21 protein-coding genes and 1 tRNA gene are annotated in these 18,717 nt (G+C 41.9%); 13 read left to right on the top strand and 9 right to left on the bottom strand.

Annotated elements, in window-relative coordinates:
* The first annotated feature begins 3 nt into the window (after positions 1-3).
* From DN752_RS17735 to DN752_RS17725, 3 genes are read left to right on the top strand one after another with little or no spacing between them, the layout of a single operon-like run.
* Entirely contained in the window at positions 4-960 is a 957-nt protein-coding gene (locus tag DN752_RS17735; protein WP_112785196.1) for a WD40/YVTN/BNR-like repeat-containing protein, read from the top strand.
* 17 nt (positions 961-977) lie between these two features.
* On the top strand, positions 978-1,238 hold the full coding sequence (locus tag DN752_RS17730) for a hypothetical protein (RefSeq protein ID WP_112785195.1): 261 nt from the start codon (positions 978-980) through the stop codon (positions 1,236-1,238).
* 2 nt (positions 1,239-1,240) lie between these two features.
* Positions 1,241-1,639 (top strand): hypothetical protein, encoded by a 399-nt coding sequence (locus DN752_RS17725; RefSeq protein WP_112785194.1) that lies wholly within the window; start codon positions 1,241-1,243, stop codon positions 1,637-1,639.
* Positions 1,640-1,676: 37 nt separating this feature from the next.
* Here the strand turns inward: DN752_RS17725 and DN752_RS17720 are convergent, their stop codons facing one another.
* On the bottom strand, positions 1,677-2,333 hold the full coding sequence (locus tag DN752_RS17720; protein WP_112785193.1) for a hypothetical protein: 657 nt from the start codon (positions 2,331-2,333) through the stop codon (positions 1,677-1,679).
* 45 nt (positions 2,334-2,378) lie between these two features.
* The gene (locus DN752_RS17715) at positions 2,379-2,630 is read right to left on the bottom strand and encodes a hypothetical protein (protein ID WP_112785192.1); all 252 of its coding nucleotides are present in this window, start codon (positions 2,628-2,630) and stop codon (positions 2,379-2,381) included.
* 229 nt (positions 2,631-2,859) lie between these two features.
* On the opposite strand from DN752_RS17715, the gene DN752_RS17710 reads away from it, so the two are divergent.
* Together DN752_RS17710 and DN752_RS17700 are read left to right on the top strand one after the other, a co-directional pair.
* Positions 2,860-6,441, top strand: a complete 3,582-nt coding sequence (locus tag DN752_RS17710) for a phage tail tape measure protein (protein WP_112785191.1) — start codon at positions 2,860-2,862, stop codon at positions 6,439-6,441.
* 255 nt (positions 6,442-6,696) lie between these two features.
* Positions 6,697-7,428 carry a hypothetical protein gene (locus DN752_RS17700; protein ID WP_112785189.1) on the top strand — a complete coding sequence of 244 codons (732 nt, stop codon included), beginning with the start codon at positions 6,697-6,699 and terminating at the stop codon, positions 7,426-7,428.
* Positions 7,429-7,447: 19 nt separating this feature from the next.
* Here DN752_RS17700 and DN752_RS24555 read toward each other — a convergent pair whose 3' ends face one another.
* Positions 7,448-7,612, bottom strand: coding sequence for a hypothetical protein (locus tag DN752_RS24555; RefSeq protein WP_162633255.1), 165 nt, complete (start codon positions 7,610-7,612; stop codon positions 7,448-7,450).
* Between the two features lie 125 nt (positions 7,613-7,737).
* Here DN752_RS24555 and DN752_RS17695 point away from each other — a divergent pair, with 125 nt between their 5' ends.
* From DN752_RS17695 to DN752_RS24550, 4 genes are all read left to right on the top strand, one after another.
* Complete coding sequence (locus DN752_RS17695) at positions 7,738-8,295, top strand: phage antirepressor N-terminal domain-containing protein (RefSeq protein ID WP_112785188.1); 558 nt, start codon at positions 7,738-7,740, stop codon at positions 8,293-8,295.
* Positions 8,288-8,521: a hypothetical protein gene (locus DN752_RS17690; protein ID WP_112785187.1), complete on the top strand. Its 234-nt coding sequence runs from the start codon at positions 8,288-8,290 to the stop codon at positions 8,519-8,521. Before DN752_RS17695 ends, DN752_RS17690 begins: the two co-directional genes overlap by 8 nt.
* A 76-nt stretch (positions 8,522-8,597) precedes the next feature.
* Positions 8,598-9,035 carry a hypothetical protein gene (locus DN752_RS17685; RefSeq protein ID WP_162633254.1) on the top strand — a complete coding sequence of 146 codons (438 nt, stop codon included), beginning with the start codon at positions 8,598-8,600 and terminating at the stop codon, positions 9,033-9,035.
* An 8-nt stretch (positions 9,036-9,043) separates the two neighbouring features.
* Positions 9,044-9,187, top strand: coding sequence for a hypothetical protein (locus DN752_RS24550; RefSeq protein WP_162633253.1), 144 nt, complete (start codon positions 9,044-9,046; stop codon positions 9,185-9,187).
* A gap of 147 nt (positions 9,188-9,334) precedes the next feature.
* Here the strand turns inward: DN752_RS24550 and DN752_RS17680 are convergent, their stop codons facing one another.
* The 4 genes from DN752_RS17680 to DN752_RS17665 form a co-directional block, all read right to left on the bottom strand.
* Complete coding sequence (locus DN752_RS17680; RefSeq protein WP_162633252.1) at positions 9,335-10,498, bottom strand: tyrosine-type recombinase/integrase; 1,164 nt, start codon at positions 10,496-10,498, stop codon at positions 9,335-9,337.
* A 101-nt stretch (positions 10,499-10,599) separates the two neighbouring features.
* Positions 10,600-10,682, bottom strand: a tRNA-Leu gene (locus DN752_RS17675).
* 116 nt (positions 10,683-10,798) lie between these two features.
* Positions 10,799-11,251, bottom strand: a complete 453-nt coding sequence (locus tag DN752_RS17670) for a GNAT family N-acetyltransferase (RefSeq protein WP_112785184.1) — start codon at positions 11,249-11,251, stop codon at positions 10,799-10,801.
* Positions 11,251-11,712: a GNAT family N-acetyltransferase gene (locus tag DN752_RS17665; protein WP_112785183.1), complete on the bottom strand. Its 462-nt coding sequence runs from the start codon at positions 11,710-11,712 to the stop codon at positions 11,251-11,253. The genes DN752_RS17670 and DN752_RS17665 overlap by 1 nt, the downstream gene beginning before the upstream one ends.
* Before the next feature lie 222 nt (positions 11,713-11,934).
* On the opposite strand from DN752_RS17665, the gene dinB reads away from it, so the two are divergent.
* The 3 genes from dinB to DN752_RS17650 all read left to right on the top strand — a co-directional run bounded on the left by dinB (position 11,935) and on the right by DN752_RS17650 (position 14,800).
* Positions 11,935-13,131, top strand: coding sequence for a DNA polymerase IV (gene dinB / locus DN752_RS17660; RefSeq protein WP_112785182.1), 1,197 nt, complete (start codon positions 11,935-11,937; stop codon positions 13,129-13,131).
* A 127-nt stretch (positions 13,132-13,258) separates the two neighbouring features.
* Positions 13,259-14,041 carry a DUF3050 domain-containing protein gene (locus DN752_RS17655; RefSeq protein ID WP_112785181.1) on the top strand — a complete coding sequence of 261 codons (783 nt, stop codon included), beginning with the start codon at positions 13,259-13,261 and terminating at the stop codon, positions 14,039-14,041.
* Between the two features lie 18 nt (positions 14,042-14,059).
* Complete coding sequence (locus DN752_RS17650; RefSeq protein ID WP_112785180.1) at positions 14,060-14,800, top strand: DUF2490 domain-containing protein; 741 nt, start codon at positions 14,060-14,062, stop codon at positions 14,798-14,800.
* A gap of 5 nt (positions 14,801-14,805) precedes the next feature.
* Here the strand turns inward: DN752_RS17650 and DN752_RS17645 are convergent, their stop codons facing one another.
* Positions 14,806-15,954 (bottom strand): glycosyltransferase family 4 protein, encoded by a 1,149-nt coding sequence (locus DN752_RS17645; protein ID WP_112785179.1) that lies wholly within the window; start codon positions 15,952-15,954, stop codon positions 14,806-14,808.
* 503 nt (positions 15,955-16,457) lie between these two features.
* Here DN752_RS17645 and DN752_RS17640 point away from each other — a divergent pair.
* The gene (locus DN752_RS17640; RefSeq protein WP_112785178.1) at positions 16,458-17,924 is read left to right on the top strand and encodes a S41 family peptidase; all 1,467 of its coding nucleotides are present in this window, start codon (positions 16,458-16,460) and stop codon (positions 17,922-17,924) included.
* 78 nt (positions 17,925-18,002) lie between these two features.
* Here the strand turns inward: DN752_RS17640 and DN752_RS17635 are convergent, their stop codons facing one another.
* Entirely contained in the window at positions 18,003-18,710 is a 708-nt protein-coding gene (locus DN752_RS17635; protein WP_112785177.1) for a tetratricopeptide repeat protein, read from the bottom strand.
* Positions 18,711-18,717 lie beyond the last annotated feature (7 nt).

The raw sequence follows: 18,717 nt of genomic DNA, 5'->3' as shown, positions 1-18,717 counted from the left end.
GTTATGTCCATCAGATTAGGAAATACCGTCATCACCCAGATCGGAAAGATTAAAGCCGGATCCTCTAATGTAAAAAAGGTCATGGCCGGATCTACGCAGATTTGGCCCGTTGGGATATTGACGTGGGTAAATGTTCCTACTGGATCATCATTCGATATTCTTGGGGTCGATGCTGATCAAGATACCGATATCGTACTGGTAGGACAGAACGCGATTAGTAGGTCTTTTAACAGCGGTAGCTCTTGGACGGGCCAAGCTCCTGGACTGAACATCTATACTGATGTGATCCATTTTGGCACGGGCTACTTCTATGCACCCGCTACATCAGGAAATTTGTTTTACACAACGACCACCACAGGGTCATGGACGACAGCCACTGGCTCATTCGGTTCATTGAACGGGATCACGTATAGGGTATCATCGAATGGGTTCTACGCAGTAGGTGATAACGGGACTATCGCGGTAAGTGATGGCCTAAATAGCTGGGGGGATTACGACCGTGTAAACACCTCCAATGATCTCCATGCCATCAGCACGGAGATCATTGTTTGTGGTAATGGCGGGGTCATCCTTAACCTTTACTTCGACATAGATGGTCCTTATTGGGCGTTGGAGTCCACTCCTACATCCAGCAACTTATTCGGAATCTATTCCCGAACCACCGGCACCATCCGGCATGTGGCAGTAGGCAATAACGGCACGATCATCACCAGCGGAAACGGCACCTCCTGGACCAGCAGATCCAGTCCTACGTCAGAAAACCTGCGTGATGTAATTTACAGCGATTATCACAGCCTTTGGCTGGCTTGCGGCGAGAATGGAACGATCATCCAAAGCGGTGACGGCATCAACTGGTCCATAGAGCCCAGTGGCGTATCGGATCATTTGCTATCACTGGCCAAGTTTGGGAACTATATCCTTGCAGCAGGAGCCAACGGGCGACTAATCAAAGGAATCTAACCATAATTTATGTTATCATGAAAACGATCAAAAAACCTCACCAATCAACCGCACATCACTTTACCTACCCTGATGCTGTACACGTTTTTCATCGGGCTGATGTAAAACCAGAAAAGCCGGACGGCACTGTGGACATCTATGTGGAGCATAAAGTTTTTGCAAGCCAGGAAGCGCTGGACAAAGGAGCCTCGCAGGTAGATTTCGCCAGTCAGGTGATCACGGTCCCGGCCAGTGACCTCGCAGCCTTTAACAAACTTGTACAAGCAAATATTAAATAATCATGCAAAAACCAAAGAAGCACAACCTTACTGCTTGGGAGATTTTCAACATCCACAAAGGCCTCGAAAGCCTGGCCAACTTAAAACTTGATCCGGAAGTCGCCTGGGACACCGTCCAAAACCTCCAATCCACCGAGCCCGTAGCCAAGCGATATGAAGCTGCCTCCAGACAGGCCTTCAGCCTCTACGCCCAAGACCAGGAATACAACGGCGAAAAAATTCAGGTCATCCCCCCATCCAAACAGGAGCAATACGACAAGGACATGGAAGGCATCAAGGAAAAACAGGAGTCCGTCTCCCTCGTCCCCATCCCCTTCAACGCCCTCAAGATCAAGGATGGCGAAGAATATAAAGTCCATACTGGTATTCTGAGATCGATTCTGCCGATTGTTAAAAAGTAAAAGAACAGGGCTTAGGCCCTGTTTCTATATGCTTAATTTAAAGCAACTCCTTTGGAGTAATTTTTTTTCGATATTCTATTAAAAGCAAATCCATAAGCTTTTTATAACTACTTAATGCCTGTCTACTTTCATCATAATTCTGATCCAACATTCCATTAGGGATAGCCATAACTTTTTTTCTAATTTTATCGGGATCTAAACCATGGTCGGGGTTTCCTAAATCTTCAAATTTATGGTCTATTGCTGAAACCGCTTCTGAAAGATTATTCCAAACCCTTGAAATATTCTTTTCCCCTAAAATTTTAACATTTAAATCAATATCAGTATGAAGCTCATTTTTCTCATAATATTGATTTCTTTTAGAAATATATTCCTCAATAATCTTCAAAGCAGCTTTACTTTCAGTAAGACTTCCCTTTACCATCTTCTCCTTTATGCTAATTGGAATTCTGTATAAAATCATCAACCAGCTAATGTAGTTCTTTGTAAATTTCATTGTATTATATATCACTTCTAATCTCCTTTCCTCCTTGATTTTCTCTCTATGCTGATGTAAATACTTTCTACCCTCTTTAAAAGCAACAACAACAATAAACGTCTGAATTCCAGTAAAAATCATTACCAGAAAACCTATTCCTGAATCCCAAATTTCTGTGGAATTTTCTATTAATTTATAAAACTGATCAAGAGGCATCTTACAATAACTTTTATACTTAAATCAGAAAATGAATAAAAATTGCTACCAACCAAAACTGACCTCCTTAGTTTGAAGTAAAACATTATCAAACTCCATAAATACTTGTTCTTTCATTTTCTCATCCTTTTCAAATTCAACTTTTATTGAAATTTTGGATTTGAATGATTTGTTTACTGGTAGGTCGTTAAACATTTTAAGCAATTCTTGATTCCCTTCAGGATCGTTTATTGTTAGTCCTACACGACTATTATTGATTCTAATAATATTCGGATTGATTTTTTCATGGTGCTCCATTGTTATATTTAATTATTGGTTCACTTCAAAGAAATATCTTTTTTATCAATTCTACAAAACAAAAAAATGGCCAATCTGTGATCACTTTAAATCCATAAAACTACCATTGATTTTTAATTGATTTTTTTTCCTCTCCAAAACACTTGTCCTACACTCCCCCACCAATTCCCTCCAATTTAGCCCCATACCAACTAATGCCCCCTGAGCGTAGCCGAAGGGGATCACTACCATGGCTAAAGTAAAAGAAGACATCTCCCGCGTCCGCCTGCAGGTGGACGGCAAGCAAGGCATCAACGAACTCGGCAAGCTCGAAATGGAAGCCAAGGAGCTCCAGATCGACATGAAGAATGCCAAGAAAGGCACCGATGAATATGTCCGGGCCAACAAAAAATTGGCAGACGTCAGAAAGCAGATCCGCGGGCTACGGGAAGAGCTGGGACTATCCGGAATGACCCTTGGCCAGCTGACCAGGTATCAGCGTGAGCTACGAAACGAGATCCGGCATACCACCACCAGCGGCACCAAGGATTACAAACGCCTCAAGGCAGAGCTGCGGGATGTAAATAAAGAGATCCGCAACCAAAACGCTGAACTCCGCGGCAGCAAAGGCTTCTTTAGCGGCATCAAAAAAGAGCTGATGAGTTTCGGGGTTATTGCCCTATCTGCACTAGGAGCGACTGAAATATTCAGCCAGTTCCAATCCATGATAGACGGATCGGCAAGGCTTTCTGACGCCTTGGCAGATGTGCAGAAAACTACCAACCTTACCGATGAAGAGCTCGAAAAACTCAGCAAAACCCTGAAGACTTTTAACACCCGAACGCCACGCAGGGAGCTACTGGGACTGGCGGAAATAGCCGGCCGCCTAGGGATCACCTCCCGGAAAGACATCGAGGGATTTGTCCGCGCCGCTGATAAAATCAACGTCTCCCTTGGCGATGCGCTTGGTGATCCGGAGAAAGTCATGCGTGAACTGGGTAAACTTACCGACACCTATGATATCAAAGCCGCTTTAGGCATTGAGGATTCCTTGCTCAAAGTCGGGTCCGCCATTAATGATCTTGGCATGGCATCCACCGCTAATGAGGGCTACTTGGTGGAATTCTCAAAACGCATGGGCGGCGTGGCGCCACTGGCCAAGATCACCATTCAGGACATCCTTGGCCTAGGTGCCACGCTGGACAGCTTGGGCCAGACTTCAGAAGTATCCAGCACCGCCCTTTCCAAGCTCTTCCTGGACATGGCCAAAAATGCCAAGCAATACGCCAAGTATGCCAAATTGGAAGTAACAGAGTTCGTGGAACTGATGAACAATGATGCCAATGAGGCATTCCTTCGCGTGCTTGAAGGCGTCAAGGGAAATTCCGATGGCATCACCCAACTGGCGTCCACAATGGTCGACCTGGAGCAGGATGGAGGGCGAGTGGTCGGCGTACTCGGTACCCTAGCCAATAACACGGAAAAACTACGCCAGCAGCAAGACATCGCCAATTCATCCTTCGAAAAAGGCACTTCCGTAATCGACGAATTCAACACCAAAAACAACAACTTCGCCGCAAACTTGGAGAAGGTCCAGAAGTGGCTGGCGGGGATGTTCGTAAACAGTGCCATAATGGATGGCTTGAATCGGTTTGTATCCAAATGGGCTGAATGGATCGAAATCCCTGTGTCTGAAACTATGCAGGCAGAAAGGACAGAGATGATGCAATTATATACCCAAATTATAACCACTAATGAAGGGATGGAAGAGCGGAGAAAACTTATAAATAAGTTAATAGAAAATCATCCGCAACACTTGGGTAACCTCAACGCTGAAAAAATCTCCAATAATGAACTAGCAAACGCAATAGCAAGGGCAAATGAGGAAATGATAAATAGCATCGCCCTAAAAATTAAGGAGGAGGAAATAATTGATCAGAGCGAAGAAGTAGCGGATAAACTTATTCAAAAAACTGATACCGAGAGAAGAGTAAGAGAGCAAATGGTGGCAATTGCTGAAAAATACAACCTGGAATTAAAAGAAGGAAACAATCTTATTGAAACTGCTACAAATCTAGCTAACGAAGCAGGTAAACAATCCTCTGTTTGGGACTTTTTAAACCCTGGAACATCAGACTCCAGAGGACTAATTGATGAAATTGCTAAGCTTAAAGTTGAGACAAATTCTTATAATGAATCCTTGGAAGAGAACAAGGCGCTTATGGATGCTAAAAACCAATTGGCAAAAGATTTAGGAATAAATCTTAAAAATTCAATAAGTGATGAAACAATAGACAAATGGGAGGAATTTCAGGATAAGATATCAAACAACCCACTATCTACTGGTACTGATATTGGAAAAGAAAATGAACTAATTGCTGTAAACAAAAAATATGACCTTCTCGAGAAAGAGCTAAAAGAACACCTGGACAATCAAATAGCCACCCATAAGCAGTATGAAGATACTTTGGCCGAACTCCAAAGCATGAGGACAACAGAGGTAAAAGCTGTTAACGCGAAGTATAAGGATGATCGAGATCCCGATAAAAAAGGTAATGATACAGGCCTTCCAATTGACCCTGACAAAGCCTTAGCTGAACTCGAAAAGCTGGAAAAGCAATGGCTAGCTTATCAGGAAAAAATCCGGCAAATACGTCAGGAATACCAGATGGCTGGAATGGATGAAGAAAATCAGGAAATTATTCGTACCCAACAAAAATACGACACCCTGCAAGCTGAACTTAAGTCTTTTTATGACCAAGGTACCATATCCTTAAAGGAGTATGTAGATGAATCTGTCCAGTTGGAACTGGAAAAAGAACAACGACTTGACCTAATTAGATCTACCTACATCGATAAAGCTGAGCAGGACAGACAAGAAGCCGCTACAAAAGTTTTAGAGGCATTGGGCAAGGAAAAAGAATTGGCCATTCTACAAACCAATAATCGGTTCCAAAAATTATTGGATATGGCCGACGAGCATGGATTTGATAAAGCAGAAATAATCGAAAAATGGGAGAAAGAAATACAAAAAATTGAGAAAGAATATGGAGATGCATCAGTAGAAGGAGAACGGACCAATGCTGAAGCGAGAATTGAAATTGCAAGAGGCATGAGCCAAGCATTAGGAGGGGCGATTGATTTTATTGGGAACAAATCCGGAGAACTGACTAAGTTTCAGAAAGTACTTACTGCAGCCCAAATAGGAATTGACCTTGCTGCCAGTTTATCTAGTGTTGTTCCTAAGGTAATTGCAGGTTCAGGTGGTAATCCCTTAGTCTTTGCCAGTTATTTAGCCACTATGACAGGAGCAATTCTGGCAGCAATTGGCAAAGCTAAAAGTGCGCTAAGTTCTACCTCTGTACCAGAATGGAAAGGCGGGACCGAAAAAGAGAAAGAAACTCCACAGCGTCCACAAGGCAATAGGAGGTCTTCATCTACTGTTACTTCCTTCTATTCCGGAGGCGACACAGGACGATCCGGAATGGGCATAGGCGACCGGTATGGAGAATTCACGGGTTATGTCCATAAAGATGAATATGTGGTCCCGTCCTTTATTCGCTCTCATCCCTATGTAGCCGATGTGCTTCCGGCCATCGAGGCCATCCGGCAGGAAAAGACCAGAGGGTTCTATAAAGGCGGAGAGTCAAACGGTACTAAAACCCCAATAACGCCAATCAACAATTCGGACCCAGAGATGCTGACACTCCTGAAATCCATTGATTCCAAATTGGATAATTTACCGACAAGCATAAAAGCCTACCTGGTAGATAGTGAGCTGGAAGAGTTCAGAAATAAACGACAGAAATTAAAGGATAAATACATAAAGTAAGCCAAACGATAATTATTATTGAACCATGAAAAAAGGCAGCGAGAAAAAAGAAGAACAGCAGGTAATTCAGACGCTTTTATCCGCCCAAAAAAGATACAACCACTTAATCCAGCTGTCAAAACGGAATACTGGAGGCCCTAAGCAACTTACGTTCATCACTCCTTGGTATGCAAATGAAAAGAGTGTAAACGTAAACCAAATGTTGTTTTCAGGGATTTTTATTACCTTAACATTTTAAAACAAATCTTTTTATTTATGAGAAATTTAGCTTTATCTATTTTCCTATGCCTTATTTTATTCTCCTGTCAAACCAACCATTATAAAGAAGGCTTAGATCAACTTCAAAAAGGGAATACATCTTACGCAATAAAACATTTTATTGAGGTTAAAGAAAGCGATCAAAATTATGAGAATGCTCAAAAGTATTTAGAAGAAATTAGAATATCTCAAGAAGAATCACGAAAAGAGAAGGAAGCGGAGCTTAAGAAATCTGAAGCAAAAAAATACCTAGAGGGACTTAAAGGAGTTAATTCCAAACTTTCCTTATTGCAGGATAAAACCAGTTGGGACTCACTAGAAGAATTAATCGATGATATGATCCTACTTGATAATATTGAAATGAGAATTAAAAAAGCCCTGGAACATATCAATTATACAGGTATCCAAAAAGAGATTGATTCAATAAAAGCAACAGCTCCTTCTATCCAGAAAAATAAATTCCCACTACTACGAAAAGAATACGGGAGACTATTAGGAAAACAACTTTGGAGAGAAAATATCGACGTTGAAGTTAAAGCCAGAAACAGCACTACAATTACTTTAATAGGTGGATTTTTTGCCAGTAATGCTAACATTGAAGATTCTCAAAAAGAATTGGTTGAATTTTTAGAAAAACTAAGGTTTAAGCGATCAGAATATAAATGGTCTGAGGTCGATGAAAAATATACATATTATAGTATTTATTCTAAAGAAGACAAAGAAATTTGAACCTCATAAAAAACCCGGCCTATTTGGTCGGGTTTTCTTTTTTAATGGTTTCTAGGCCTTTTTTTATGACCTCGTAGTAAATCTCTTTCAAGTTTACTTTTTCTCCTGCCATTTCTTTTTCAAGCTGTAACTGCTTAACCTTTAAATGGCTCTCATTCGGTACGTCTAAAGTTATTAATGCCATGTCTCAAAAGTATGTTGTTTTTGTTGTAATTGCAACAAGTATAAACTTTTATTGACTAATACTTGTTTTTTATATTACCAGTTATTTATCTTTGTTGTAAATATACATATTAACAATATATCGATATGGCACAAACAAAAACAGTAGCAGTCATCAATGAGAGTAAAATCTTAGTGATCGAGAATGGAAGTAAATTAGTTCCTATAAGACCAATCTGTAAAGCTTTAGGAATTGATGAGGATGGGCAAAAAAGGAAGATTGAAAACGACGATATTTTGAACTCAGTTGCCAACCTGAGGTTGGCAACTGGAAGCGATGGAAAGCAGTATGAAATGTTCTGTATTCCGTTCAAATATATCTTCGGATGGCTCTTCACTATCAACCCTAAAAATGTGAAACCAGAGGCAAGAGAATTTGTACTTTCTTATAAAAAGAAATGCTACGACGTACTTTACCAAAACTTCGTGGATACTCAGGAATTCCTCGAAGCAAAACAAAAGGTGATTGAAGAAAGATTGGTTCTAGTAGATCAGGCAAAGGCAAATTTCAAAAATGCCAAAGGAGTTTTGGATGAAGAAAACAAAAACCTCAAGAAGGCAAGGGAGCTAACCTTTGAGGAATGGCTTGCCAATAACAGGCAGATGAATCTGTTTGAAAACGGAGAGGAGGAAAATTATGACTGAATTCAAAGAAATGGCAATAGACGGAAGGAAGCTTTGTATGAAAATTTTAAAATCAGACGACAGTGGACTATCAGAGGAAGATAAAAGTAACTTAGACAAAGCAGGCGGATTGATACTGCAAGCTCAAAGATTGCTTGTTGGCATTGCCCAAAAGACACTACAAAATGATCCTGAATCATTAAGACAATTTAATTCTGAATTGGAACAATTAATTAACCAGAAATAAAAAAACCGGAGGGTGCGACCTCCGGTCAAATCATTTTCAAAGAATCTCGTAAAAAACCTTTAAAAACGTTTTTATTATGACAAATTTAGACAACATTTCGTTCTACGAAAAGTTTCACGACATTTTTGAGCGTGTTTCACCAAGTGCCATGCCTGGCCAGTTAGAAAAGCTTATCCGGTTTCTGCAGGAAGGTAGCAAGACTTTCGAGCAGCAGACGGGTGATGCCATTGACGTTTCGGATGTAATCAGTGTCCTGGAAGAAATGAGGGATGCATTTACAGAATCCATCAAGGTCTCCGGAAGGGGAATGACTCTCAAGCATACGGAAAGGGGCTATGAAATAAGCATTACGCCCATCCGTAACTTTCTCCTGGACCATCAGACGCTGCCCGGGGATATCTCGGAGCTGAAGAAGCGAATGGTAAATCTCGTTTTTAGCGATAACATAGGTCTGTTCAAGCAGAACTACACCTTTCTTGACGACCTGTCCATTATTTTGGAAGAATCTAACTAATCGAAACCATGAGCACTCAGAAACTACTTTCCCAAGAAGATATGCAGGTCATCAATGAACATTTTGGTCTTGACCTGGACTACAAAAATGCCACCCATTATAGGGCAGCCCAAGTCATCTGGATTTTATGGAAAACAGACACAGAAGACTAGTTCATAAAAGGCCTTTGAATGATCTCAAAGGCCTTCATGGTTTCAAAATTGGTTTCAAAACAGTCTAAAACCACCCAGAATAAGAATACAAGCAGATTAGTGCGCACCATAGCACCTGACCCCGTTTCAAGATGCGTTTCTTTGTATCTATAATTCCAAATCAGGCAAACTATCCTTTTGGTGATAATCCATCATGAGCCCAAGTGCCCTGATATAATTTTTGGTCATATCCAAACTGCTATGCCGGCAATGTCGGGAAACAAAATCGATATCCTTGGTAGCGATATAGGTATCCACCACACCGGTATGTTTCCAGCAATAGAGGGTATATTCTTGTGGGAGGTCCAATTTCTTGCGTATCTCCAAATGCTTTTTGGTAAAGTAATTGGCACTAACCTTAAGGCATGACGGCTTTCCTTGGCTTCCTATCAGATAGTGATCTGGAGGATATTTACGCACATCAAGCTGCTGGAAAAGTCTCTCTAGAGCTGGACTGATTAGGACATGTTCGGTTTTCCCATTTTTTGATACATGGCCAGGGATATGGATACTCTTTTCATGAATGTGCTTGACCTTTAGATACCTTAGCTCCTTGGGTCTGATAAAGGTATAGTAAATGTACTGGGCAAATATCTTCAGCTCAGGGCATTCTTTTTCATAGGTAACAAGAAGTTTATCCCTGACTTTTTTCGGAAACGAAACCCGCTCACTTTCCTCCTCCTTCAATCGGGAAACATCCATAGCGGGGTTAATCGGGATCTTCTTATTTTTTACCAAAAAGTTAAAGTTGCTTTTTACAAATCCCAGGTAATTATTGAAAGTCTTATTGGAAATCTTCCTTTCCCGCTTCACATATGCCATAAATTCATCACACATTTCATGATTTACGGCCACCAAAGGAAAATCCTTCATTCCATGATCATCCAGGAATTTTTCTAGCATACGGATCAGCAGCCCCATAGCCTGCATAGACCTTTTACGGACATTTACCTCTCTCCTTTCCTTAGCCCATTCAAATGCCTCCAAGAAGGTCATTACTTTTTGTTTGGAAAACCGTTTTTTTTCTTTGGACTTACCGATGACATATCCCTTCACCAATAGGGTATTGATATTCCGGATTACTTTCTTCCCTTCCTTATACCTAGCAGCTTTGGTATTTAACTTTGAGGATATCCAATGTTGCCTTCTGACCAGTTTATTTTCAAGAAGACTATAAACTTTAAAATTGACACACCACCGCTTTTTGAGATCGCCTTTGGCATCATAGAGCGTGGCCAATTCATAAGGATAGATTGGTTTGTTATTTTCCACAACAATCTGGGCCTCTCCTCCCAGTATTTCAACGAGCCCCGTTTCAAAACCCGTTTCAGTATTAAAAAATTGGCCTTCTAGCGTACTAGAAGACCGATTTGTGCGCACGAGAGGATTCGAACCTCCACGCCCATAGGGCACCACCCCCTCAAGATGGCGTGTCTACCAGTTTCACCACGTGCGCAGGATAGGTCTGCAAAAGTAGAAATATATCCCTTTTACTCCAAGTGATCTTCCAACATTTATTCTTCCAAAAAGCCTTTAGCTCCTGTCTACCACTGATAATCAGCGTGATTTTATTCAAATTTTCTTTTCCATAATGATCCTGTGATCTTCTGGCTTGGCACGCTTGATCAGCTCCGTGATCATAAAACCGCGCTTTAGCCCAAACCTGATCATGTCACTATGGATGTTGCGGGTTTTGAACACCAGCTTTTCATACCCGGATTTCTTAGCCCAATCGGTCTGCACTTCTGCCAAAATCCCCGCTATTCCATTTCGTCTAAAAGCAGGCAATACACCTCCCATCCAAGAATAAAATGTCTTGTCATCCGTGGCATACCCTACCTTAAACCCTACCAATTTCCCTCCGTATTCAGCCACTATTATCAAATGAGGGTTGCTCTTCAGGCGCTCCGCATAAGCGGTATCCCCATAGGGCTGCTCAAACTCCGGTATGGCCAGACTCAAGGAAAGGACTTCGGCTATAGTGCCTCCCCGAATCACAATTTCTGGTTTTTCCTGATTTTTCATCAAAGGTCTATTTCCATTTTAATATCGCACCGGGCATACTTTCCGGCCTCGGGCACTACTTCCTGAAAGCCCATCTTTCGGTACATATTGATCGCAGGAGTGAGCTTTCTGCTACTGTAAAGCACCACCTTGCGGCCTCCCATTCCTTTGGCCACTTCCAAGATCGCCAGGGCCAAGGCCCAGCCTACTCTCTTGCCCTGAGCTGCGGGAACCACGCCCATTTTAGTCATTTCATAAACCCCTTCTATATGCTTCTTCAAGGCCACCGTTCCCACAATCTCCTCTTCCATCACTGCAAAAATCACAGCCCCACCTTTATCCAGCAAATTCTCCTGTGGTCGCTCCAACACCTCCCTGTCAATCGGCTCGATCGTAAAATGCTCACTGATCCAAGCCTTATTGATCGACTCAAAGTAAGGCTGCAAAGATGGCTGAAAAGGAATGATACGTATAGCTTCCATAAACGAAATCTAAAAATAATGGATGAATTATACCCCACCAACATCCAAAACATTTGATTAGTTGCATTTCCGATGAAGAACTTACGGTCGTCACATCGTACCACACCTATTCGCTGCCTCATCATCCTAAGACGGTAATTGTCTTACTATCTCAGCATTGTCACCAGTATTTACTTGAAAAGTCTATTTAATAAACGTAATTTTGTTTATAATATAAACAATATGACTACTACAAATCAGCGTAGCATTGTCCACATGGACCTGGATTCTTTCTTTGTATCTGTCGAACGGCTCTACGACGATAGGTTAAAAGGAATACCAATCCTCATTGGCGGCACCGGAGACCGGGGGGTAGTTGCTTCTTGCAGCTATGAAGCACGGGTGTTCGGTATCCACTCCGCCATGCCCATGCGCACCGCAAGACAGCTGTGCCCAGAAGCGTTGATCATCAGGGGCGACAGTGAGCGGTACAGCCAAAAATCCCATGAAATCACGGAGATTATCCGTGAAAGTGTCCCTTTGTTCGAAAAGTCCTCCATCGATGAATTTTATATTGATTATTCAGGAATGGACCGATTTTTTGGTTGTTTTAAAATGGCCCATGAACTACGCAAGAAAATCATCAAGGAATCCGGTCTTCCCATTTCCCTAGGGCTGTCCGAAAACAAAACCGTATCCAAAGTAGCCACAGGAGAAGCCAAACCCAACAATGAAAGGGAAATCCCCTACGGGACGGAAAAACCATTTTTGGCCCCACTTTCGGTAAGGAAGATCCCCATGATCGGCGAAAAAACCGCCCATAGCCTCTACGGAATGGGCGTAAAAAAAATACAGACCCTCCAGACCATGCCCCAAGAACTTCTGGAAAGTGCGTTTGGAAAAAATGGCCGGCTGCTCTGGAACAAAGCCAACGGCATCGACAAAAGCCTCGTCGTACCCTATTCGGAAGCTAAATCAATCTCTACCGAAAACACCTTCAGCCAAGACACCATCGATGTCCATATGCTGGAAGCTACCTTGGTGGCCATGACCGAACAGCTCGCCACCAAACTCCGTAAACACAACCAGCTTACTTGCTGTGCAAGTGTCAAAATCCGCTACTCCGACTTTGACACCCACACCATGCAACAGCGCATTCCCTATACTGCTGCTGACCACACGCTCCTGCCAGTGGTAAAGGACCTTTTCAGAAAACTGTACAATCGCCGCATGCTGATCCGTCTTATCGGTGTCAGGTTTAGCGCTTTGGTGCATGGCCACTACCAGATCGATCTCTTTGATGACACAGAAGACAGTATCAAGCTCTACCAGGCCCTGGATCGCATCAATGTAAAATATGGGGAAAAAACCGTCTGCAGAGCTGTCGGCATGAATGTGGGACGGCGCAGTTTCAACCCATTTAATGGAGCTGGACCATAACCCCTATTCCCCCAAGCAGCTTTGATATGTATTTTAGCATACATATCTGACAAAACCATCTTTTTATTAATTTTGCACCAAGGCTATCGCCCAATGCTAAAAGCTTAAGTAATTTATTTTGACACCCATGCACGAAATCAAACGTATAGAAACTGCTATCTCTCCGTTAAAACAACAACTTTCCCAGCACCCACTTTACGGACAGTTAAGGTCCCTTGAAGACATCAACACCTTCATGGAACAACACGTCTATGCCGTATGGGATTTTATGTCCCTGCTCAAAGCTTTGCAGCAAGCACTTACCTGTGTAAATGTCCCTTGGCTTCCAGCTACCAATCCCAGCGTGGCGCGGTTTATCAACGAAATCGTATTGGGAGAAGAAACAGACATCAACGAAAAAGGAGAAACCAAAAGCCACTTCGAAATGTACCTGGATGCCATGCACCAAACAGGCGCTAACACACAAGACCTCCGACATTTCACCTCCTTGTTATCTCAGCAAACAACGGTAAAAGAAGCACTCGACATTATCGGCACAAATACCGCTGTAAGGAATTTTGTCAACTTCACCTTTGAGGTGATCGATACCGGCAAGCCCCATCTCATCGCTTCAGCGTTTACTTTTGGCAGGGAAGACCTGATCCCTGATATGTTTATCGAAATCACCAAGGAAGCAGAGCAAAACGACAACCGCTCCTACAGCAAACTCCTGTATTATCTTAACAGACATATCGAACTGGACGGTGATGAGCACGGCCCACTGTCCATGCAAATGATCGCCGAACTCTGTGGGAATGACGAAAAAAAATGGCAAGAAGCCCTCAAAACTGCCAAAGAAGCCCTTATATTTAGGATAAAACTTTGGGACTCCATTACTGAAGCTATTAAGGCCAAACACCCCCAAATATAACCGCTACTCAACTACTCCATGCTTACCCATTTAAAAAGAACCACTACACTACTCATCCTATCCCTGCTTCTTCTGAGCCCTATTAAAAGTTTTGCCCAGGAAAAAACTGTTTTTCGAGACAATCAGCAATGGATTCAATACGCCAGTGACGTCAATTTGAGCAACAAATGGACCATCAAAGCCGACGCCAGCATGCGCTACCGTGATGACTTCAACAATAAATCCCAGTATATGGCACGGTCTTCAGTGCACTACCGCATCAAAAATCAGCTCACATTCTTTGGAGGATTGGCCTATTCCGGCTACTACGAAAACAATAAAGATCTTTTCAGGGAAATCCGGCCATTTCAAGGTATTGGCTTTAACCATCAAGTTCATCACCTCCCTTCAAACCATCGCTTTATGATAGAAGAGCGGTTCATCAAAAGTAGAAAAAAAGCACCCACTGCTTTCAAAAGGTACCATTCAAGATTACGCTACCGGTTCATGGTCAGCCTACCATTATGGGCCAGATCAGGAAATGCTGCAAAAAAACTTATCCTACGACTAAGCAATGAAATATTCCTCACCCCCAACAAAACCATTACCCAGCATCTCTTTAACAGCAACAGGTTTTTGGTCGGGCCTGAGTATCAATTCACCAGTGGGCTCAAAGCAAGCCTTACCTACACGTATCAGTTTTCCGCTACTGCCGTGAGGGACACTTTTCATCAGTCCAATATCTACCGGCTAAAAATCAAACAGAACATTAGTTTATAATAAAATCAGGCGGGCTCTTCTTTAAGCTCTGGCCTCTTTTCTGTATTTTTGTAATCCATTTCCCTTGGTGTATCCAATGACAATACTCCGGGAGATTGTCGGGCAATCTTCTTTACTTTTCGCAATGTCACCGCATCCAACGTCAGACAAAGCCCAACAACCGTTCCCAAGACCAATGGCAGCAATACATTATCAGAATAGTGGGACGTAGAGATAATCAGGCACAAAAAGGTGAATTTAATTCCTCCCAATATCAAGGCCACCTGATCATGGCGAAATCCAGAACGTAACAAGAAATGATGCACATGGGACTTGTCCGCAGCCATGGGAGGCTTACCTCTCCTCACCCGCTTCACCATCACCCGTAAAGTGTCAAAACAGGACACCAATACCAACGCCAATCCAGCTGTAATCGGCGCATTGAACCGCATGGAGTGGGCTTCTGATAGCATGGCGCCATTAGCCTCCACAAAAAACACGCTCAACACAGCCAACACAAACCCCAATGTCAATGAACCGGTGTCGCCCATAAATATCTTCGCTGGGTGCCAATTATACACCATAAATGCCAACACACCTCCCGAACAGGCCAATGCTATCATTCCGTAGGTAGAAAAACCAGCCGCAAGAAACCAGCCTCCCAGAAATAAAAATGAGATCAAACTCAATGTTCCCGCAAGACCATCTAATCCATCCACCAAATTAAAGGCATTGGTAAGTCCAATAATGGTAAAAACCGTAAGGGAATAACTAAGCCAAATTGGCAATTCTTCAATTCCTAAAAATCCATAAAAGCTACTCACCCTGATATCTCCCATTACCACGACCAAGCAAATGGCGAGCAGTTGTCCCAAAAGCTTTTGCATAGCAGTAAGCTCCACCATATCATCCCTTAAACCAAGCAAAAACATCACTCCTACTCCCATCATAAGAAAACGGACACCCTCCCATTGTTCCCAACTCATGGTAATCAATAACCCGCAAAAAAACGCCAAAATGATCCCAATCCCTCCCATAGAAGGGATTGCTTCCTTATGGATCTTCCTGCCACCTGGGACATCCAGAATATTTGTTCTTTTGATTATTTTGATAATGACGGGGGTAACTATCAACCCTATAAAGAAGGCAATAATTATAGTAGAAAACTGGAACATACAAAAATACTTGGTTTAATGAATTACTGTAAGGGTTCTTTTCGTGGATTGTTTGACTTTTCCAACTATAGTGCCACTTATGAAAAATCCTTTATCAATCAAAAAATCATTAATTTCACTATTACACCAAGTGAATGTATGTAGAACATTTACACAAAAAATTCTACAATTAGTAGATTTCAATCGATAACAACTTGAATTTTAGAAGTAAGCAATAGGTTTTCCTTTTATTCACGACAAAGTTACTACCACTTTCTAGTTAAAACAATACCCCAAAAAGGGTATTTCGTCATGTTTTATAATGACCAATACTTTAATTGTCTACGATTGTCACTTTATCTCATCTGATTTTCATAGCTCCCCTTATCTATGCCCCAAATGTAAAGAAAGACACCTATCTTTTTTCCTTTTGCTGTACCATCGTATTATTTTTAGCCCTATATTGAGAATATCCTTAATTTTGCCCTCCACTGTAAAAGTAAGTACTACAAAATTAACTACTTATGAAAATATCCACCACCTATAATTGGCTTATCGCACTGGTTTTTATTGCAGGTTTTACCATTTCCTGCTCTGATCGTGAAACGGAACCTAATCCCAGGCCTACCGATGACGACGATGATGTCGAAAATCCTAATATCGCCATTAACGAATGGATATGGGAAAACATGAACCTTTATTATTATTGGGTTAAAACCATGAATGACCCTATCGCTATTGATTCCCAGCCTGAAAAATTCTTTGACACTCTACTGGTCAAAGAAGATGGGTTTTCGGTAATTTACCCCAATTATGAAGAACTGGTAGCCTTATTGGGTGGGGTAAAAAAAGAGGCTGGATATGAATATACTTTGTTCGGAGAAAGTGAATCAAATAACAACGTAATAGGAATAATTCTATATGTAAAAAAAGGCAGTCCTGCTGAGGCTGCCGGCATCAAGAGGAATGATCGTTTTAACCAAATAAACGGGACAACAATAACCCGTAACAATTACCTTGAACTTACCTCAAGCCTAAGTGAAGCACACTCCTTGACCATATCTCGGTTTGACCCTGATGCCGCCCAAGGAAGCGGCGCTTTCGCAGAACTCGAAGAACCTATCACTACTAATGTCACCGAACTGACAGAAAACCCAATCTTTATGGACTCAATATATACTATTGAGAATAAAAAAATAGGGTACTTAGTATATAACTTCTTTGCGCCGGGGCCCAATTATAGCACAGATGATAGTGACACCCAGTACGATCAACAGCTAGATGATATCTTCGCAGATTTCAAAGCAAAAGGAATCAATGAATTAATCCTTGATTTAAGATACAATGGCGGCGGATATGTAACAAGTGCGATAAATCTTGCTAGTCTGATCGGTAAAGGGGTTTCGGAAAATGACATCTTTTCCAAAACTGCGTATAATGAAGATGTACAGGCCTATCTCCAAGACACCTTCGGGCCTGATTATTTTATAAATAAATTCAAAAACAAATCTGAGAATATCGGAAATCAACTTGAATCAGGATCCCTTCATGTCATTACCTCCGAAGGCACTGCATCATCCAGTGAATTGATCATTAATGGTCTGATGCCTTATATGAATGTAAATATAATTGGAGATCAAACCTATGGTAAAAACGTAGGTTCTATCACCATTCAGGATGAAGAAAATGAGGATAATCAATATGGACTGCTCCCCATTATTTCCAAGAGCTTCAATAGTCTAGACCAGTCAGACTATTCAACAGGTTTTGTCCCCGACATAAAAGCAGTAGAACACCAAAAAGACTTCATTTTCTATCCCCTTGGAGACATTAATGAAACGCTATTAGAAATAACTATTAATGATATATTAGGCAAGGAAAATACCGCTTCCAGTAGATACAAAAAAGTAAATGCGCTTAACATCGGAGGAAGCACAGAAGCATCACCAAGATTTGGACGAATGATCGAATCGACACCGGATTTCAAATAAAATCATTTTGGCAATTGACATAAAAAAGCCACTCCCGTCAAGGAGTGGCTTTTTTATGTCGTTTTTTCAATTCGGCTATCAATTCAGCTCGCTGAGGTTTTTCTTCGCTATTGCAAAATCCGGCGCATTGGCCAATGCTGCTTCAAAAGCCGTTTTGGCTTCGGAAGTCGCTCCTTGGTCTTTGTACACCAAGCCTTTTAGATTGAGTGCTGCGGCTTTCATACTTACATCTTGTGTCGCATTATCCTCCAATGGGAATGTCAGTTTTTGCTCTTCTGACTTGGTGTTTTTTACTAGCATATCCACTGAATTAAGCGCCTCATCATATTTCTTAAGGGAATACTGCAAGTAAGCTGTCTTATACAAGCTGAACAAATCCCCCGAAAGCAGGTGCAACGACTCAAAGTGCGGCAATGCCCTGTCCAAAGCTCCCAGTTGCTCCAATGAATATGCCGCTACTTCCAGCGCAGGGATATTTTGGTCATCTACCTTCAAAATATCCAGGGCCACCAAAGCTGCTGAGCTAAACTGTTCCATCTCGTAGTACAATGAAGCCAACAATTCTGCATAGCGTGGATTTTCAGGGTTCTTTGCTATGAGTTCATACAGCTTGTTCTTGGCCACGGACGGATCATTATAACGTAGTGCCATCTGGTAAATGCGCAAAGCCCCCTGTGCCTCCATTGCTTTGCTGCTATCTTTTAATGCCGTGGTAGTAGTATCCTGGGCCTGTACGCCCAAACAAATCATAAACAGCGCTAAGGCTGAGATTTTAAATTTATTCATACGCTTA

It is taken from the genome of Echinicola strongylocentroti (genome assembly GCF_003260975.1).
Lineage (GTDB): Bacteria > Bacteroidota > Bacteroidia > Cytophagales > Cyclobacteriaceae > Echinicola > Echinicola strongylocentroti.
This window is presented reverse-complemented; position numbering and strand designations above follow the sequence as displayed.

Coding starts and splice junctions, on each gene's coding strand:
- DN752_RS17735 (WP_112785196.1), top strand. CDS start 4: ATGTCCATCAGATTAGGAAATACCGTCATCACCCAGATCGGAAAGATT.
- DN752_RS17730 (WP_112785195.1), top strand. CDS start 978: ATGAAAACGATCAAAAAACCTCACCAATCAACCGCACATCACTTTACC.
- DN752_RS17725 (WP_112785194.1), top strand. CDS start 1,241: ATGCAAAAACCAAAGAAGCACAACCTTACTGCTTGGGAGATTTTCAAC.
- DN752_RS17720 (WP_112785193.1), bottom strand. CDS start 2,333: ATGCCTCTTGATCAGTTTTATAAATTAATAGAAAATTCCACAGAAATT.
- DN752_RS17715 (WP_112785192.1), bottom strand. CDS start 2,630: ATGGAGCACCATGAAAAAATCAATCCGAATATTATTAGAATCAATAAT.
- DN752_RS17710 (WP_112785191.1), top strand. CDS start 2,860: ATGGCTAAAGTAAAAGAAGACATCTCCCGCGTCCGCCTGCAGGTGGAC.
- DN752_RS17700 (WP_112785189.1), top strand. CDS start 6,697: ATGAGAAATTTAGCTTTATCTATTTTCCTATGCCTTATTTTATTCTCC.
- DN752_RS24555 (WP_162633255.1), bottom strand. CDS start 7,612: ATGGCATTAATAACTTTAGACGTACCGAATGAGAGCCATTTAAAGGTT.
- DN752_RS17695 (WP_112785188.1), top strand. CDS start 7,738: ATGGCACAAACAAAAACAGTAGCAGTCATCAATGAGAGTAAAATCTTA.
- DN752_RS17690 (WP_112785187.1), top strand. CDS start 8,288: ATGACTGAATTCAAAGAAATGGCAATAGACGGAAGGAAGCTTTGTATG.
- DN752_RS17685 (WP_162633254.1), top strand. CDS start 8,598: ATGACAAATTTAGACAACATTTCGTTCTACGAAAAGTTTCACGACATT.
- DN752_RS24550 (WP_162633253.1), top strand. CDS start 9,044: ATGAGCACTCAGAAACTACTTTCCCAAGAAGATATGCAGGTCATCAAT.
- DN752_RS17670 (WP_112785184.1), bottom strand. CDS start 11,251: ATGAAAAATCAGGAAAAACCAGAAATTGTGATTCGGGGAGGCACTATA.
- DN752_RS17665 (WP_112785183.1), bottom strand. CDS start 11,712: ATGGAAGCTATACGTATCATTCCTTTTCAGCCATCTTTGCAGCCTTAC.
- dinB (WP_112785182.1), top strand. CDS start 11,935: ATGACTACTACAAATCAGCGTAGCATTGTCCACATGGACCTGGATTCT.
- DN752_RS17655 (WP_112785181.1), top strand. CDS start 13,259: ATGCACGAAATCAAACGTATAGAAACTGCTATCTCTCCGTTAAAACAA.
- DN752_RS17650 (WP_112785180.1), top strand. CDS start 14,060: ATGCTTACCCATTTAAAAAGAACCACTACACTACTCATCCTATCCCTG.
- DN752_RS17645 (WP_112785179.1), bottom strand. CDS start 15,954: ATGTTCCAGTTTTCTACTATAATTATTGCCTTCTTTATAGGGTTGATA.
- DN752_RS17640 (WP_112785178.1), top strand. CDS start 16,458: ATGAAAATATCCACCACCTATAATTGGCTTATCGCACTGGTTTTTATT.
- DN752_RS17635 (WP_112785177.1), bottom strand. CDS start 18,710: ATGAATAAATTTAAAATCTCAGCCTTAGCGCTGTTTATGATTTGTTTG.